This is a genomic window from Demequina lignilytica, assembly GCF_030418375.1.
GTDB lineage: Bacteria > Actinomycetota > Actinomycetes > Actinomycetales > Demequinaceae > Demequina > Demequina lignilytica.
The window spans coordinates 232,581-249,128 of record NZ_JAUHPZ010000001.1; the positions used below are offsets into that span (position 1 = coordinate 232,581).

Sequence of the window (16,548 nt, forward strand, 5' to 3'; positions counted from 1 at the left end):
TGGCAGGCATGCTGATCGTGACCCCCGCCCTGGTCGGGCGCCCCGCCCACGCACGCATGCTCCGCGACGGCACCATGCGTCCCTTCGCCCCCGGGGCCGCGCTGCCCGCGGACGTGCCCGACTCCCCCGGGCTGCGCGCACACCACGCGTCCTCGCGCGTGCCCGCCCACACCGTGCTCACGGGGACGGCGGCGCTCTGGGTCCACGGCATCGTCCCGACCGCCCCTCCCGAGTGGCACGTGGCGGGGCCCCGCGGCCTGCACCGCATCGTCGACCCGCTGCTCGTGTTCCACTCGGGGGCCACGGCGCGGCTGGGTGAGCCCCACGAGGGGTGCCGCGTGGCGCCCCCGGAACGTGCGTGCCTCGACGCCCTCCGCTGGGAGGACCTGGGCGACGCCATCGCCGTGACGATGCGCGCGCTCGACGTGGGCGCGGTGTCGGTCGCGGGGCTGCGCGCGTCGCTCGGGCTCGACGGACCCCAGGGGTCGGGCTTCGCCCGCGTGCGCGCGTCGCTCGCCGCGATCATCCGCGCGCGCGACGCGGATCAGGCGGGACGCTTGGTGTTCGTGACGCGCCGCGCGTCGTAGACGCCGTCGATGCGGCGCACCGCGTTGAGGATCGCGCCCAGGTGCGACGGGTCCGCCATCTCGAACTGGAAGCTCGACATCGCGACCCGGTCGCGCGTGGTCGACACGTTGGCGGACAGGATGTTGACGTGATGGTCGGACAGCACGTGCGTGACGTCCGACAGGAGGCGGTTGCGGTCGAGCGCCTCGACCTCGATCTGCACCAGGAAGGTCCCGGAGTTCTCTCCGGTCCACTCGACGTCGATGAACCGCTCCTGCTGGCCGCGGAGCTGCTTGAGGTTGTCGCAGTCGGCGCGGTGCACCGAGACCCCCGCGCCGCGGGTGATGAAGCCCTGGATCGGGTCGCCGGGCACGGGAGTGCAGCAGCGGGCGAGCTTGACCACCACGTCGGTGAGGCCGTGGACGGACACGCCCACGTCGCCGCGGCGGGCGCGTGGCGGCACTCCCGGGCGGGCCATCTCCGTGATGTCCTCGTCCGCGCCCTCCTGGCCGCCGACCGCCTCGACCATCCGGCGCACCACGTCGGAGGCCTGCTCCTTGTGCTCGCCGATCGCCGCGTAGAGGCCGTCGACGTCCTCGTAGTGCATCTCCTTGGCGAGCGCGAGCAGCGTCGGGCGGCTCATCAGGCGCTGCATCGGCAGCTGCTGGCGGCGGATCGCGCGCGCCAGCATGTCGCGGCCGGCCTCGATGGACTCCTCGCGCCGCTCGCGCGTGAACCACTGGCGGATCTTGTTCTTCGCGCGCGTGGACTGCACGAAGTCGAGCCAGTCGCGCTTCGGGTGCGCGTTCTCGTCCGAGGTGGTGAGCACCTCGACCGTGTCGCCGTTCTCGAGCCGCGAGTCGAGCGGCACCAGCCGGCCGTTGACCTTGGCGCCGATGGTCTTGTGCCCGACCTCGGTGTGGACCGAGTAGGCGAAGTCGATCGGGGTCGCGCCCTGCGGCAGCGACAGCAGCTTGCCGCGCGGGGTGAACACGTAGACCTCGGCGCGCGAGATCTCCCCGCGCAGGCTGTCGAGGAACTCGGTCGGGTCCGCGGTCTCCTGCTGCCAGTCCGCGATCTGCCGGAGCCAGCCCATGTCGCCCTGGCCGCCGGTCGACTCGCCGCCGGTCTTGGTGTTCTCCTTGTACCGCCAGTGCGCCGCGAGGCCGTACTCCGCACGGCGGTGCATGTCGTACGTGCGGATCTGCAGCTCGACGGGCTTGCCGGTCGGTCCGATCACGGTGGTGTGAAGGGACTGGTACAGGTTGAACTTGGGCATCGCGATGTAGTCCTTGAACCGGCCCGGCACGGGCTGGTACCTGGCGTGCATCGCGCCCAGGACGGCGTAGCAGTCGCGAACCGTCTCGACCAGGATCCGGATCCCGACCAGGTCGTAGATGTCGTTGAGGTCGCGGCCTCGGACGATCATCTTCTGGTACACGCTGTAGTAGTGCTTGGGACGGCCGGTGACCTCGCCCTTGATGCGCATGGCGCGCAGGTCCTTCTCGATCTCCGCCCGCACCTGCGCGAGGTACTTCTCCCGCTCGGGCGCCCGCTCCGTCACCACCTGGACGATCTCCTGGTAGATCTTCGGGTACAGCGTCTGGAAGCTGAGGTCCTCGAGCTCCCACTTGATCGCGTTCAGCCCCATGCGGTGCGCGAGCGGCGCATAGATCTCGATGGTCTCCTGGGCCTTCTTGCGGGCCGACTCGGCCGAGACGTACTTCCAGGTGCGGGCGTTGTGGAGCCGGTCGCAGAGCTTCAGCAGCAGGACGCGGATGTCCTTCGCCATGGCGACGACCATCTTGCGCACGGTCTCCGCCTGCGCGGCGTCGCCGTAGGTGACCTTGTCGAGCTTGGTGACGCCGTCGACGATCATGGCGACCTCGTCGCCGAACTCGGCGCGCATCCGCTCGAGCGGGTACTCGGTGTCCTCGACCACGTCGTGCAGCAACGCGGCGGCGATCACGGAGTCCGGCATCCCCAGGTCCGCGATGATCTGCGCGACCGCGATCGGATGGGTGATGTACGGCTCGCCGCTCTTGCGCTTCTGGCCGCGGTGCTCCTTCTCCGCGACCTTGTACGCCTGCTCGATCAGCGTGGTGCGCCCGCGCGGGTACATGCGGCGGTACGTGTCGAGCACACCGTCGATCGCGCTGGTCTCCCTGGTGCCCCGGCGCAGGAAGCCGAGGGGCCCGAGGGTCCCGGTCGGGGGCCGGGTATCGGTCACGCGCACCTCCGAGACTCGTAGACGGTCAGTCTATCCAGGTGCGAGGGCACCCCGGAACGGCGCTATGGTCCCGGTTCGGGTCGCCGCCGGCCGGGACGCGGAACGGCCCGGCGGGTCGTCCCACCGGGCCGTCCGAGCGGCGGTCCCCCGCCGGCGCCTGCTACGCCTTGCGGTTCTTGCGGCGCGGCTGAGCGGACGAACCCTGATGCGCGCCCTTGTCGACGGCCCCGACACGCACCGAGCCGTCCGCCGCGATGGTGACGTCCGAGGAGCCGGACTCGCGCATGGCGAGCACCTTCTGGGTGTGCTCCTTGATCTTCGTCTCCGAGTCGCGCAGGGCGACCTCGGCCGGCGTCGCCACGAAGATCGACGAGTACGTGCCGACCGCCATGCCGACGAACAGCGCGAGCGCGATGTCCTGCAGCGTGCCCGCACCGAGCACGAAGGCGCCGATGAACAGGATCGCGCTGACGGGCAGAAGCGCCACGACCGAGGTGTTGATCGAGCGCACCAGCGTCTGGTTGAGCGCCAGGTTGGCGAGCTCGTCGTACGTGTACCGGTGCTGCGAGGTGAGGTTCGCGGTGTTCTCGCGGACCTTGTCGAACACCACGACCGTGTCGTAGAGCGAGTAGCCGAGGATGGTCAGGAAGCCGATCACGGACGCGGGCGTGACCTCGAAGCCGACGAGCGCGTACACGCCGACCGTGATGATGAGGTCGTGCGCCAGCGCGATCAGCGCCGCGGCCGCCATCCGCCACGCGCGGAAGTACAGCGACATCACCACGGTGACGAGGATCAGGAAGATGACGAGGCCCTGGACGGCCTTCTTGCCGACCTCGGCTCCCCACGTCGGGCCGATCTGCGTGAAGCTGACCGCCTCGGCGTCGACCTCGTACGCGTCCGCGAGCTCGGTGGTGAGCTCCCGGGCCGTCTCGGACTCGACCACGCCGATCTGGACGCGCACGTCGTTCTCGCCGAGGACGGTGATCCGCGCGGTGCCCTCGACGCCGGCGGCGTCGACCACCTCCTGCGCGATCGCGGTGTCCGGGTTCGGGGCGTCGGTGACGCGGAACTCGGTGCCGCCCGAGAAGTCGATGCCCGGGTTGAGCCCCTTGATCAGCAGCAGCGCGATCGAGGCGGCGATCAGCACCGCGGAGACCGCGAACCAGCGCTTGCGCTGCGGGACGATCGGGTAGACCTTCTCACCGGAGTGGAGGCTGTTGCCCCACTGGGCCAGGTTGAGCTTCATCGGTTCTCCTCCCCCTCGGTCGAGGCGGGGGTCGTCTCCTGCGCGTCGGCCTCCTTGGCCGCGGCGCGCTCGGCGGCCTTGCGCTCGGCGAGCGTGGGCTTGCTGCCCAGCACGACCTTGCCGCGGCCCTTGTACACCGTGTCACGGCCCAGCTGCCGCGGGTCGAGGCCCGACCACTGGTGACCGCCGCCGAAGAACGACGTCTTGGCGAGCAGCATCAGGATCGGGTGCGTGAACATGAACACGACGAGGATGTCGACGAGCGTCGTCAGTCCCAGCGTGAACGCGAAGCCGCGCACGCCGCCGACGGCGAGCACGTAGAGCACCACGGCCGCGAGGATGTTGATGGCGTCCGAGGCCAGGATGGTGCGACGGGCCCGACGCCAGCCGTGGTCGATCGCCGCCTGGAGCGAGCGTCCCTCGCGCAGCTCGTCGCGGACGCGCTCGAAGTAGACGATGAACGAGTCCGCGGTGACACCGATCGCAACGATCAGACCGGCGACACCGGCGAGCGACAGGCGGTACCCGATGGTCCACGACAGCAGCGCGATCAACGCGTAGGTGATGGTGCCCGCGATCGCGAGCGAGCCGACCGTCACCAGGCCGAGCGCGCGGTACTGGATGAGCGAGTAGATCACCACGAGCACCAGGCCGATCGCGCCGGCGATGAGGCCCTTCTCGAGCTGGTCGGCACCGAGCGTCGCGGAGATCTGCTCCTCCGACTGCACGGTCAGCGTGAGCGGCAGCGCACCGAACTTCAGCTGGTTCGCGAGCTGCTGCGCCGACTCCTGCGTGAAGGAGCCCGTGATGGAGGCCTGGCCGCCGGTGATGGTGGTCGACACGGACGGCGCGGAGATCACGACGCCGTCGAGCACCATCGCGAACTGGTTGCGCGGGGACTCCAGGTCCTTGATGCGCCCGGTGATGTCGGCGAAGATCGAGCCGCCGTCGTCGGTCAGCTCGAGGCGGACCTCGTAGCGGCCGGTGAGCGTGCCCTGCGAGCTCAGCTCGGGTCCGGAGGTCGCGGTGGCGACGTCGGTGCCGGACATCTCCTGCGGGCCCAGGATGTACTTCGCGACGCCGGTCTGGTCGCAGACCACGGCGGCGGCGTCGGGATCCTGGGGCGCGACGCCCGAGAGGTTCTCCTCCGCGGTGCAGTCCAGCGCGTCGTACTCGGCCTGGACCTCGTCCGTCACCCACGAGAGGTCGGACGCCGAGACGGTGTCGGAGGTGGTCGCGTCGTCGGTCGCGGTCGCCTCCGGCGACGCGCTGGCGGAGGACGATGCGGCGGCCTCGGCGGTCGCGGACGCCGTCGGCTCCGCGGTGGCCTCGGCGTCGGACGATGCCGCTGCATCGTCCGTGGCGGAGGCGGACGGCTCGGGCGTCGCGGACGCGTCGGCCGACGCGCTGGCGGACGGCTCGGGCGTGGCGCTCGCCTCGGTCACCGGCAGCGGGCTGCCCACCACGAGCACAGGGCGGAACTCGAGCTGGGCGCTCTGGCGCACCAGGTCGACGGTCGCGGCATCGGGGTTGCCCGGCAGGGCCACCACGATGTTGTTGCCCTGCGTCGAGATCTCGGCCTCGGCCACGCCGGACGCGTCGATGCGTCGGCGGATGATCTCGACCGCCTGCTCGAGGTCCGCCTGGTCGATCTCCTGGTCCGAGCCCTCGGCGAGGGTCGGCGTCAGGATGATCTGGCGTCCTCCGGCCAGGTCCAGCGCCAGGGAGGGCGTCCACGACGCTCCACCCGTCAGGACGCCGACCGCCAGGAGGCCGTAGAGCCCCACGACGATGGCGCCCAGCCACACGAGCGCACGACGCGCCCCATTCTTCACACGTGCCACAGGTTTCCTCACGGTCTCGGCTCGTCATGAGCCCCGGGCGATTCTAGGCGGGTGGGGTCCCAGGCGTCGAATTGCGGCACGCGCGTGCGCGACATATCGAGGTCATCCCACGTGAGAGGCGGAGCGCGCGGACCCGCTCAGTCGAACAGCCGGCCGCCGGAGTCGCCGGCGACGGCCTCCGCCGGGGGCGTGAGGCCCAGGTGGTGCCACGCGTCGGCCGTCGCGATACGTCCGCGCGGGGTGCGGCTCATCAGCCCCTCGCGCACCAGGAACGGCTCGGCGACCGTCTCGACCGTCTCCGTCTCCTCGCCCACGGTGACGGCGAGGGTGGACAGGCCGACCGGGCCGCCGGCGAACCGCAGGCACAGCGCCTTCAGCACCGCCCGGTCGAGGCGGTCCAGGCCGCGCTCGTCCACCTCGTACACGTCGAGCGCGGCCTGCGCGGCCTCCATGTCGCCGCGTCCCGAGCCGTGCACCTCCGCCCAGTCGCGCACGCGGCGCAGCAGGCGGTTCGCGATGCGCGGGGTGCCCCGGGAGCGGGACGCGATCTCATGGGCGGCGTCGTGGGCGATCGACAGGCCGAGCTTCGAGGCGGAGCGCACCACGATCGCGCGCAGCTCGTCGTCCTCGTAGAAGTCGAGGTGCCCGGTGAATCCGAAACGGTCGCGCAGGGGCGCGGGAAGGAGGCCCGCGCGCGTGGTCGCCCCGACCACCGTGAACGGCGGCAGGCTCAGCGGGATCGAGGTGGCGCCGGGACCCTTGCCCACCACCACGTCCACCCGGAAGTCCTCCATCGCGAGGTAGAGCATCTCCTCGGCGGGCCGTGCGAGGCGGTGGATCTCGTCCAGGAACAGCACGTCGCCCTCGTCGAGCGAGGACAGGATGGCGGCGAGGTCGCCCGCGTGCTGGATCGCGGGGCCGGAGGTGACGCGCAGCGTGGTCCCGAGCTCGGCGGCGATGATCATCGCCAGCGTGGTCTTGCCCAGCCCGGGCGGGCCGGACAGGAGGACGTGGTCGGGCGGCGTGCCGCGGCCGACGGCGGCGCTCAGGACGAGCCCGAGCTGCTCCCGCACCACCCGCTGGCCGACGAACTCCTCGAGCGTCTCCGGCCGGAGCGCGGCCTCCTTGGACCGCTCGATCGCGTCCGCGTCCGCGTCGACCACCCGCGCCTCGTCATCCACGCGTGCCTCCCAGGTGCTTGAGGGCGGCCCGCAGGGTGGACCCCGCCTCCGCCGCCGCGACCTCGTCGGGCGCCACCGCGTCCACCGCGGCCTGCGCCTGCCTGGCCGCGTAGCCCAGCCCGACCAGCGCCTCGACCACCTCGCCGCGCGCGTCGGCCGCCGTCGCGGGCGCCCCCGCGGACGCGCCCGCCTCGGGCAGCACCAGCTTGCCGCCCAGCTCCAGCAGCAGGCGCGAGGCGACCTTGGGGCCGATCCCGGGCACCTTGGTCAGCGCCTTCTGATCGCCCGCGGCCACGGCCGACGCCAGCGCCTCGGGCGAGTGGACGGCGAGCATCGCGAGGGCGAGCTTCGCGCCGACCCCCTGCACCGACTGCAGCTGCTCGAACGTGTCCCGCTCCCCTGCGCTGAGGAACCCGAACAGGGTCATCGAGTCCTCGCGGACCACCATGTGCGTGTGGACCGTGACGTCGCGCCCCGCGTGGAGCTCGCCCAGCGAGGCGGGGGTCGCGAGGATGCGGTAGCCGACGCCGGCGACGTCCAGGATGACGGCGGACGCGCCCACGTGGGCGACGGTCCCGGTCAGCTGCGCGATCACCCGCACCCCCCCTCCCCGGCTCACGCCGATTCGAACACCTGTGCGAACACGATATCCGACGCGGCGGGGATCAGGAACGCCGACGCGCCGCCTTCTCCGCCTCCGCCCAGCGGCGCTGCGCATCGGTGGTCGCGCCCGAGCCCACGGGTGCCGCCGCCCCGCGCCACGCGTGGGCGATGCCGATCGCGAGGGCGTCGGCCGCGTCGGCCGGTCGCGGCGCCTCCGCGAGGCCGAGCAGCCGCTGCACCATGAAGGTGACCTGCTCCTTGCCGGCGCGGCCGTCGCCCGTGACGGCCGCCTTGACCTCGGACGGGGTGTACAGCGACAGCGGGATGCCCCGGCGCTCGGCGGCGAGCATGATCACGCCCGACACCTGCGCGGTGCCCATGATGGTCGAGACGTTCGAGCGGGCGAAGATGCGCTCCATCGCGAGGGCCTCGGGACGGTGCTCGTCGAGCACCGCCTCGAGGACCGCCGAGATCTGGGCGAGCCGCGCCGGGGTCTCGAGCGTCGACGGCGAGGTCGCGACACGGACGTCGACCAGGGTGACGCGCCGGGCCGAGGCCGACTCGATCACGCCGAGCCCGCACCGGGTGAGGCCGGGGTCGACCCCCAGGATGCGCATCGTCCCCCGCCGGCGACCGTCAGGCCTGCGCGGCCTCGAGCACCTCGTCGGACGCGTCGAAGTTCGCCCACACGTTCTGGACGTCGTCGCTGTCCTCGAGCGCGTCGATCAGGCGGAGCATCTTCTTGGCGCCGTCGACGTCCATCTCGATCTTCATCGAGGGCAGGAACGTCGCCTCCGCGCTCTCGTAGTCGATGCCGGCCTCCTGCAGCGCGGAGCGGACAGCCACGAAGTCGGTCGCCTCCGAGATGATCTCGAACACGTCGCCCAGGTCGTTGATCTCCTCGGCGCCGGCGTCGAGCGTGGCCTCCATGAGGGCGTCCTCGTCGGTGCCGCCCTCCTTCGAGACGATCACCTGGCCCTTGCGGGAGAACAGGTAGGACACCGAGCCCGGGTCCGCGAGCGAGCCGCCGTTGCGGGTCAGGCCGATGCGCACCTCGCCCGCCGCGCGGTTGCGGTTGTCGGTGAGGCACTCGATGAGCACCGCCACACCGCCGGGGCCGTAGCCCTCGTACATGATCGTCTCGTAGTCGGCCCCGCCGGCCTCGAGGCCCGAGCCGCGCTTGACGGCGCGGTCGATGTTGTCGTTCGGGACCGAGGACTTCTTCGCCTTCTGGATCGCGTCGAACAGGGTCGGGTTGCCCGCGGGGTCTCCTCCGCCGGTGCGCGCCGCGACCTCGATGTTCTTGATCAGCTTCGCGAACAGCTTGCCGCGCTTGGCGTCGATGACGGCCTTCTTGTGCTTGGTCGTCGCCCACTTGGAATGCCCGGACACGTGTGCTCCTCGTCGACAGTGGTCTGGAATCCCGTCCAGTGTAGTGCGTGCCCACCGCCCGGACAGTCCGCACGGAGCTCGCGGCGACACGCCGTCTCGGTGACCCCCGTCGGCGCCGACGCGCCGCACCACCGGGACCGGTTCCGTGCGGAGTGTCCGGGGAGGGCGGTCAGGCCGCCCGGCGAGGCGACGATGCGACGGTTCAGACCAGGTCGAGCAGCAGGCGGTGCACGCGGTCGTCGTGCACGGCACCGGGCTCGGCGATCTCCGGGTGGAAGCTCGTGGCGATCGCGTTGCCGTGGCGCACCGCGACCGGGTGCGCCGCGCCGTCGGGGCCCGTCGCCGTCGCAAGGATCTCCACGGACGGGTCGCAGGACTCGACCCACGGGGCGCGGATGAACGTGGCATGCATCGTGGAGCCGTCGGGGATCCAGGCGAGCTCCACCTCGGACGAGTCGACCTGACGGCCGAAGGCGTTGCGGCGGACAGTCATGGGGATCGCGGCCAGGGAGCGCTGCCCGTCGATCGCGCCGACGATGTCCGTGGCCAGCATGATCATGCCGGCGCACGACCCCATCACCGGCATCCCCGCGTGGATGCGGTCCCGCAGCGGCTCGAACAGCTCGAAGGCCCGCAGCAGCTTGTCGATCGTGGTCGACTCGCCGCCCGGGATGATCAGCGCGTCGACCGCCTCGAGCTCCGCCAGGCGGCGCACGCGCGACGGCGTCGCACCGATCCTCTCGACCGCCGCCGCATGCTCGCGCACGTCGCCCTGCAGGGCCAGCACGCCGATGGTGCTCACTCGTCCACCTCTCCCAGGTCCCGGGTCTCCCCGTCCCACTCCATGAACCACGCCCACGGCTCCCGCAGCGCGATCGGGAACACCTCGATGGGGGCGTCCCTCACGTCCGCCTCCGACATCCACGCGAGCTCGTCGATGGTCTCCTGCTCGATCGCCGTCCATTCGGCCGCCGTGCGGGAGCGCCGCTCGGCGTCCGCGACCCGGCCGACGTAGATCTCCTCCGACTGCGTATAGGGCCTCGACGCGAAGTCGAACAGCGCCACGCGCCGCCACACCGGCCCGACCAGCTCGTCCTCCTCGAGGACGTAGCCCGTCTCCTCGGCGAGCTCACGCACCGCCGCGGCGCGCATCGTCTCCCCCGGCTCCAGCCCGCCGCCGGGCGTGAACCAGAAGGTCCGGCCCACGTCGTGCGGGTCGTGGCCGCGCACCATCAGCATCTCGGGTCCCGCGGCGCCGGGTCGCAGCAGCAGGACGCGGGCGCCCAGGCGGTGGATCCGCCCGTCGCCCGCGTCCGCCGCCAACGGAGGCTTACCAGCCGCGCTCGGCGAGGCGGTGCGGCTCGGGGATCTCGTCCACGTTGATGCCGACCATGGCCTCGCCGAGGCCGCGCGACACGTCCGCGATGACCGACGGGTCGTCGTAGAACGTGGTGGCCTTGACGATCGCCTTGGCGCGGGTCGCGGGGTCGCCGGACTTGAAGATGCCGGAGCCGACGAACACGCCCTCGGCGCCCAGCTGCATCATCATCGCGGCGTCGGCCGGGGTGGCGATGCCGCCCGCGGTGAACAGCACCACGGGGAGCTTGCCGGTCTCGGCGATCTCCTGGACCAGCGGGAGCGGGGCCTGGAGCTCCTTGGCGGCCACGTAGAGCTCGTCCTTGGGCATCGCGGTCAGCGCCTTGATCTCGGCGCGGATCCTGCGCATGTGCGTGGTCGCGTTCGAGACGTCGCCGGTGCCCGCCTCGCCCTTCGAGCGGATCATCGCGGCACCCTCGGAGATGCGACGCAGGGCCTCGCCCAGGTTGGTGGCGCCGCACACGAACGGCACGGTGTAGTTCCACTTGTCGATGTGGTGGGTGTAGTCCGCGGGGGTGAGCACCTCGGACTCGTCGATGTAGTCGACACCGAGGCTCTGCAGCACCTGCGCCTCGACGAAGTGCCCGATGCGGGCCTTGGCCATCACGGGGATCGAGACGGTGTCGATGATGCCCTGGATCATGTCCGGGTCGCTCATGCGCGACACGCCGCCCTGGGCGCGGATGTCGGCAGGCACGCGCTCGAGGGCCATGACGGCGACGGCGCCGGCGTCCTCAGCGATCTTCGCCTGCTCCGGGGTGACCACGTCCATGATGACGCCGCCCTTGAGCATCTCGGCCATGCCGCGCTTGACAAGGTCGGTGCCTACCTGGGGCTTCGTGGAGTCGACGGGGGTGCTCATGGGGTTGTCACGTCCTTCGTGGGGTGGGGGTGGAACTCGGCATCCATCCTAATGGCGTCACGGTACGTCTCCTCGACGCGCGGGGCGACGTTCGACCAGTCGAAGTTGGCCGCGCATTCGCGGCCCAGGGCGGCCAGGGCCGCGCGCTCGTCGGGGTGATCGAGCAGGTGGACGACGCGGGAGGCCAGGTCGGCGGGGTCGCCCACGGCATGGTGCAGGGCGGCGTGGCCGTCGGCGGTGGTCGAGACGTCCTGGAAGGCGACCAGGTCGCTCGCGACCACGGCCGCCCCGGCGGCCATCGCCTCGACCAGCACGATCCCGAAGCTCTCGCCGCCGAGGTTGGGCGCGCAGTAGATGTCGACGGACGCCATGAAGCGGGCCTTGGCGGGCTCGTCGAGCTCGCCGATCACCTCGGCGCCCGCCCGCGCGGCCTTCGCCGCGACGCGGTCGGAGAACCTGCCGGCGACCAAGAACCGCGCGTGCGGATGACGCTCCCGCACCATCGGGATCGCGGCGAGGTAGTCCTCGAGGCCCTTGCGCGGCTCGTCGAGGCGCCCGAGGATGCCGATCGTCGGCGCCTCGACCGTGCCCTGCCAGTGCGGCTGGGGGACGGCGGATGTGTAGTGCGACGTGTCGACGCCGTTGGGGATGATGTGGGTCGCCTCCACCCGGAGGTGGTCACGGATGGTCTTGGCGGCCGAGGGCGACACCGCGATGCGCGCGTCGAGCTCCTCGTAGCCGGGCTTGATCCACGGCTTCGCGATCCGCATCGCCGCGGACTCGGACTGCGAGCTGTGGAACGTCGCGACGGTGGGCCCGATCCGCGCCCACATGGCGATGAGCGAGAGCGACGGCGCGCCCGGCTCGTGCAGATGCACCACGTCGAAGTGGCCGAGCTTCAGCCACTCGCGCACGCGCGACGCGGCGACCAGTCCGAACGTGAGCCGTGCGGTCGAGCCGTTGTACGCGATCGGCACCGAGCGCCCGGCGGACGAGACGTAGGGCGGCACGGGCGTGTCCTTCGCGGCGGGAGCCAGGACCGACACCTCGTGGCCGCGGGCGATGAGCGCCTCCGCCAGGTCGAGCACGTGGAGCTGCACGCCGCCCGGGCGGTCCAGCGAGTACGGGCACACGATCCCGATCCTCATGCGCCCTCCGTCCAGCCGAAGCGCTGCAGCATGTGCCAGTCCTCGGGGTGCTCCTGGATCCGGGCGCCCACGAAGTCCACCCACCCCCGGGTGAGTTGCCCCACCGCATCGTCCTTGGGCGCGTCCGCCGGGAGCAGCGGCTCACCGAACGTCATCACGACGCCCCACCGCGACCGCGCGCGCCAGGCCGCACGGCCGCGCAGCCGCTCGTAATGGACCATCATGGGCAGCAGCGTGGAGCGGGTCGCGATCGCCAGCGCCGCCGGGCCCGGCGCGACCCTCGCCGACTGCCCGGCGAAGTCGACCTCGAGCCCCGAGCCCGACAGGTCGCGGTCCGCCAGGAGGCACAGCACTCCCCCGTCGGTGCGGCCGATCCGTACCAGCTCGCGAAAGGTCGAGCCACCCTCGTGCCCGAGGATGCGCATCCCGACGTTCTCGCGCAGCGCGACGAACGCGTCGAAGACCTCGCGGGGCTTCAGCACCTCGGCGACAGTGACGACCGGCCCGATGTTCCGGCACGCGTACGCCCCCACGAGATCCCAGTTGCCCGAGTGGGACAGGGCGACCACGACCCTCCCGTCGCGCGCCATCGCCTCGTGGATGGGAGCCGCGTTCACCATGCGCACGCGGGCGTCGATCACGTCGCCCGACAGGCGGCCGAGCGTGAAGGTCTCCGCGTAGTAGCGGGCGGTCGAGCGCATGCCCCGGCGGCTCAGGCGCCGCAGCTCGTCGCCCTCCAGGCCCGTGACGCGGCGCAGGTTGTCCTCGAGCCGCACCGTCGGCTTCGCGCGGCGGGACCACTGGAGCATGGTCCCCGCCCACGCCAGCCCGTGGATCACGGGCGCGGGGATGTACCGGGACGCCTTGAAGGCGAGCAGGAATCCGTTCATTCGTGCGGATAGGGCTGCGGCTGGCCGTCGAGCCGGGCGTTCCACTCGGGGTGCGCGCGCGCCTGGCGGACGACCGCCCAGATGCGCTGCCCGACGGTGATCGCCGCCAGGATGGTCAGCAGCCACAGCGCTCCGGTCAGCACCCACAGCGGGAACAGCCCGAGGCCGTAGAACCCGGTCGCGACCAGGGAGATCACGAGCCGGTCCGAGCGCTCGGCGATGCCGAAGTTGGCGGCGACGCCCATGCCCTCGGCCTTCGCCCTCGCGTACGGGACCAGTGAGCCGATCGCGAGGCACAGGAGGGCGCCGAGCGCGGTGGCCCGGTCGATGTCGATGAAGACCCACGCGAGCGTGCCGAAGATCGCGGCGTCCGCGACCCGGTCGAGGGTCGAGTCCAGGAACGCGCCCAGGCGCGAGCTCTTGCCGCCGAGCCGCGCCATGGTGCCGTCGAGCATGTCCGTCACCACGAAGACGGTGATGAAGAGCACGCCCCAGAAGAACCAGATGCCGCCGTGCGGGAAGAACAGCACGGCGCCGAGCACGACGCCGACGGTGCCGAGCACGGTCATCACGTTGGGGTGGACGCCTCGCGCGAGCAGGAACCGCGCGGGCGCCTGCCACAGGGCGGCCATGTAGGGCCGGAGCCTGCCGAACATTCAGTCGTCCTCTCTGAACGCGTCGGAGACGCGCCTCCAGGTGTCGTCGAGCAGCTCGGGCAGCGCCTTGGTGCGCCCGATGATGGGCAGGAAGTTCGCGTCCCCGACCCAGCGGGGCACCACGTGCTGGTGCAGGTGCTCGGAGATGCCCGCACCCCCGGTGACACCCTGGTTCATGCCGATGTTGAAGCCCTTGGTGCCGCTCACCCGCGTCAGCACCCGCATCGCGCGCTGCGTGAGCACGCCCATCTCGTCGCGCTCGGCGTCCGTGGCCTCCGTGTACCAGCCGATGTGGCGGTACGGGCAGATCATCAGGTGGCCGGGGTTGTACGGGAACAGGTTGAGGACCACGTAGCAGTGCTCGCCGCGGTGGACCACCAGGTGCGCGCGGTCGTCGTCCGCGACCTTCTTGCACAGCGGGCAGTCATGCTCGCCCTCAAGCGGCTCGCGCGAGGACGAGTGCTGGATGTACGCCATCCGGTGCGGCGTCCACAGGCGCTCGAAGCCGTCGGGCTCGCCGCCCATCGTCTCCGAGTCCACGAGCTCCGGCACGTCAGACCTGCGCCCGCGTCTCGATCGCGGCGACGACGCGGTCGATCGCCTCGTCGACCGGCACCTGGTTGTCCTGGCTGCCGTCGCGGAAGCGGAATGACACGGCCCCCGCGTCCGCATCGTCCCCTCCGGCGATCAGCACGAACGGGATCTTCTCCTTGGACGCGGTGCGGATCTTCTTGGGGAACCGCTCGTCCGACGTGTCGACCTCCACCCGGACGCCCTTCGCCCGGAGACGGGCGGCGATGTCCTGGAGGTAGCCGTCGAAGGCCTCGGCGACCGGGATCGCGCGCACCTGGACCGGCGCCAGCCACACGGGGAACTGGCCGGCGTAATGCTCGGTGAGGATCGCGAAGAAGCGCTCGATCGAGCCGAACAGGGCGCGGTGGATCATCACGGGGCGCTGACGCGAGTTGTCGGGCGCGGTGTACTCGAGCTCGAAGCGCTCGGGCAGGTTGAAGTCGAGCTGGATGGTCGACATCTGCCAGGTGCGGCCGATCGCGTCGCGCGCCTGGACCGAGATCTTGGGGCCGTAGAACGCGGCGCCGCCCGGGTCGGGCACCAGCTCGAGACCGGACTCGAGGCCCACCTCGCGCAGGGTCGCGGTGGCCTCCTCCCAGATCTCGTCCGAGCCCACGGACTTCTCGGGGTTCCGCGTCGACAGCTCGAGGTAGAAGTCCTCGAGGCCGTAGTCCTTGAGCAGGCCGAGCACGAAGTTCAGCGTGGTGGTGAGCTCGTCCTTCATCTGCTCGCGGGTGCAGTAGATGTGGGCGTCGTCCTGGGTGAAGCCGCGGGCGCGGGTGAGGCCGTGCACCACGCCGGACTTCTCGTTGCGGTAGACGGTGCCGAACTCGAACAGCCGCAACGGAAGCTCGCGGTACGAGCGGCCGCGCGACCGGAAGATCAGGTTGTGCATCGGGCAGTTCATGGGCTTGAGGTAGTAGTCCTGGCCCTGCTTGGTGACGTTGCCCGCGACGTCGCGCTCCTCGTCCATATGCATGGGCGGGTACATCCCGTCCGCGTACCAGTCGAGGTGGCCGGAGGTCTGGAACAGCTGCGCCTTGGTGGCGTGAGGGGTGTAGACGAACTCGTAGCCCTCCTCCACGTGGCGGCGACGCGAGTACGCCTCCATCTCCATGCGGACCACGCCGCCCTTGGGGTGGAAGACCGCGAGGCCGGAGCCGATCTCGTCGGGGAAGGAGAACAGGTCCATCTCGACGCCGAGGCGGCGGTGGTCGCGACGCTCGGCCTCGGCCAGCCGCTCCTTGTACGCGGTCAGCTCCTCCTTCGACGGCCACGCGGTGCCGTAGACGCGCTGGAGCTGGGGGTTCTTCTCCGACCCCTTCCAGTACGCCGCCGCCGAGCGCATGAGCGACCAGCCGTTCTGAAGCACCCGGGTGGACGGCACGTGCGGGCCGCGACACAGGTCCTTCCACGCGACCTCGCCGCCACGCCGGACGTTGTCGTAGATGGTGATGTCGCCCTCGCCGATCTCGACGGAGGCGCCCTCGGCACCCTCGGTGTCGTGGGTCAGCAGCTCGCACTTGAAGGGCTCGTGCGCGAGCTCGGCGAGGGCCTGCTCGCGGGTCACCTCGCGCCGGACGAAGGACTGGCCCTCCTTGACGATGCGCTGCATCGCCTTCTCGAGCGCCTTGAGGTCCTCGGGGGTGAACGGCTGCGCGACGTCGAAGTCGTAGTAGAAGCCGTTCTCGATGGGCGGCCCCACGCCGAGCTTCGCGTCGGGGTTCACCTGCTGCACCGCCTGCGCGAGCACGTGAGCGGTCGAGTGGCGCAGCACCATCAGCCCGTCCGGCTCGGACACAGTGACCGCCTCGACGGCCGCGGCGGCAGGGACCTCGCGCGCGAGGTCCCACAGCGCGCCGTCGACGCGCATCACGACCACGTCGCGGCGGTCGGCGAACAGGTCGGTGCCCGTCGTGCCCGGCTCGAGCTCTCGCTCGACGCCGTCGATGGTCACGGTCATGCTGGGCACAGCG

At 71.4% G+C, this 16,548-nt stretch carries 16 protein-coding genes; 1 reads left to right on the forward strand and 15 read right to left on the reverse strand.

Going from position 1 to position 16,548, the window contains the following annotated elements; translation table 11 throughout:
- Positions 1 to 8 precede the first annotated feature (8 nt).
- A complete protein-coding gene (locus QQX13_RS01060) occupies positions 9 to 587 on the forward strand; it encodes a hypothetical protein (RefSeq protein ID WP_301152187.1) in 579 nt (192 codons plus the stop codon).
- On the opposite strand, the gene QQX13_RS01065 is transcribed toward QQX13_RS01060, so the two are convergent.
- The 15 genes from QQX13_RS01065 to thrS all read right to left on the reverse strand — a co-directional run bounded on the left by QQX13_RS01065 (position 545) and on the right by thrS (position 16,535).
- Complete coding sequence (locus QQX13_RS01065; protein ID WP_301144317.1) at positions 545 to 2,797, reverse strand: RelA/SpoT family protein; 2,253 nt, start codon at positions 2,795 to 2,797, stop codon at positions 545 to 547. The two genes, QQX13_RS01060 and QQX13_RS01065, sit on opposite strands and share 43 nt — an antisense overlap.
- Before the next feature lie 160 nt (positions 2,798 to 2,957).
- Complete coding sequence (gene secF, locus QQX13_RS01070) at positions 2,958 to 4,046, reverse strand: protein translocase subunit SecF (protein ID WP_301144318.1); 1,089 nt, start codon at positions 4,044 to 4,046, stop codon at positions 2,958 to 2,960.
- A complete protein-coding gene (gene secD, locus QQX13_RS01075; protein WP_301152188.1) occupies positions 4,043 to 5,890 on the reverse strand; it encodes a protein translocase subunit SecD in 1,848 nt (615 codons plus the stop codon). The genes secF and secD overlap by 4 nt, the downstream gene beginning before the upstream one ends.
- Positions 5,891 to 6,027: 137 nt before the next feature.
- Positions 6,028 to 7,071 (reverse strand): Holliday junction branch migration DNA helicase RuvB, encoded by a 1,044-nt coding sequence (ruvB, locus tag QQX13_RS01080; protein ID WP_301152189.1) that lies wholly within the window; start codon positions 7,069 to 7,071, stop codon positions 6,028 to 6,030.
- Positions 7,064 to 7,666 (reverse strand): Holliday junction branch migration protein RuvA, encoded by a 603-nt coding sequence (gene ruvA, locus QQX13_RS01085; protein ID WP_301144321.1) that lies wholly within the window; start codon positions 7,664 to 7,666, stop codon positions 7,064 to 7,066. The genes ruvB and ruvA overlap by 8 nt, the downstream gene beginning before the upstream one ends.
- 70 nt (positions 7,667 to 7,736) lie before the next feature.
- A complete protein-coding gene (gene ruvC / locus QQX13_RS01090) occupies positions 7,737 to 8,291 on the reverse strand; it encodes a crossover junction endodeoxyribonuclease RuvC (protein ID WP_301144322.1) in 555 nt (184 codons plus the stop codon).
- Between the two features lie 19 nt (positions 8,292 to 8,310).
- Positions 8,311 to 9,066, reverse strand: coding sequence for a YebC/PmpR family DNA-binding transcriptional regulator (locus tag QQX13_RS01095; RefSeq protein ID WP_301144323.1), 756 nt, complete (start codon positions 9,064 to 9,066; stop codon positions 8,311 to 8,313).
- A 202-nt stretch (positions 9,067 to 9,268) separates the two neighbouring features.
- Positions 9,269 to 9,868, reverse strand: coding sequence for a pyridoxal 5'-phosphate synthase glutaminase subunit PdxT (pdxT, locus tag QQX13_RS01100; protein WP_301144324.1), 600 nt, complete (start codon positions 9,866 to 9,868; stop codon positions 9,269 to 9,271).
- On the reverse strand, positions 9,865 to 10,389 hold the full coding sequence (locus QQX13_RS01105; protein ID WP_301152190.1) for an NUDIX hydrolase: 525 nt from the start codon (positions 10,387 to 10,389) through the stop codon (positions 9,865 to 9,867). Before QQX13_RS01105 ends, pdxT begins: the two co-directional genes overlap by 4 nt.
- A gap of 7 nt (positions 10,390 to 10,396) precedes the next feature.
- Positions 10,397 to 11,305 carry a pyridoxal 5'-phosphate synthase lyase subunit PdxS gene (gene pdxS, locus QQX13_RS01110; protein ID WP_301144326.1) on the reverse strand — a complete coding sequence of 303 codons (909 nt, stop codon included), beginning with the start codon at positions 11,303 to 11,305 and terminating at the stop codon, positions 10,397 to 10,399.
- Positions 11,302 to 12,453, reverse strand: a complete 1,152-nt coding sequence (locus QQX13_RS01115) for a glycosyltransferase family 4 protein (RefSeq protein WP_301152191.1) — start codon at positions 12,451 to 12,453, stop codon at positions 11,302 to 11,304. Before QQX13_RS01115 ends, pdxS begins: the two co-directional genes overlap by 4 nt.
- The gene (locus tag QQX13_RS01120; RefSeq protein ID WP_301152193.1) at positions 12,450 to 13,343 is read right to left on the reverse strand and encodes a phosphatidylinositol mannoside acyltransferase; all 894 of its coding nucleotides are present in this window, start codon (positions 13,341 to 13,343) and stop codon (positions 12,450 to 12,452) included. The genes QQX13_RS01115 and QQX13_RS01120 overlap by 4 nt, the downstream gene beginning before the upstream one ends.
- Positions 13,340 to 13,999: a phosphatidylinositol phosphate synthase gene (gene pgsA / locus QQX13_RS01125; protein WP_301152194.1), complete on the reverse strand. Its 660-nt coding sequence runs from the start codon at positions 13,997 to 13,999 to the stop codon at positions 13,340 to 13,342. The genes QQX13_RS01120 and pgsA overlap by 4 nt, the downstream gene beginning before the upstream one ends.
- Positions 14,000 to 14,524 carry an HIT family protein gene (locus QQX13_RS01130; protein WP_301144510.1) on the reverse strand — a complete coding sequence of 175 codons (525 nt, stop codon included), beginning with the start codon at positions 14,522 to 14,524 and terminating at the stop codon, positions 14,000 to 14,002.
- Between the two features lie 28 nt (positions 14,525 to 14,552).
- Entirely contained in the window at positions 14,553 to 16,535 is a 1,983-nt protein-coding gene (thrS, locus tag QQX13_RS01135; protein ID WP_301152534.1) for a threonine--tRNA ligase, read from the reverse strand.
- Positions 16,536 to 16,548 lie beyond the last annotated feature (13 nt).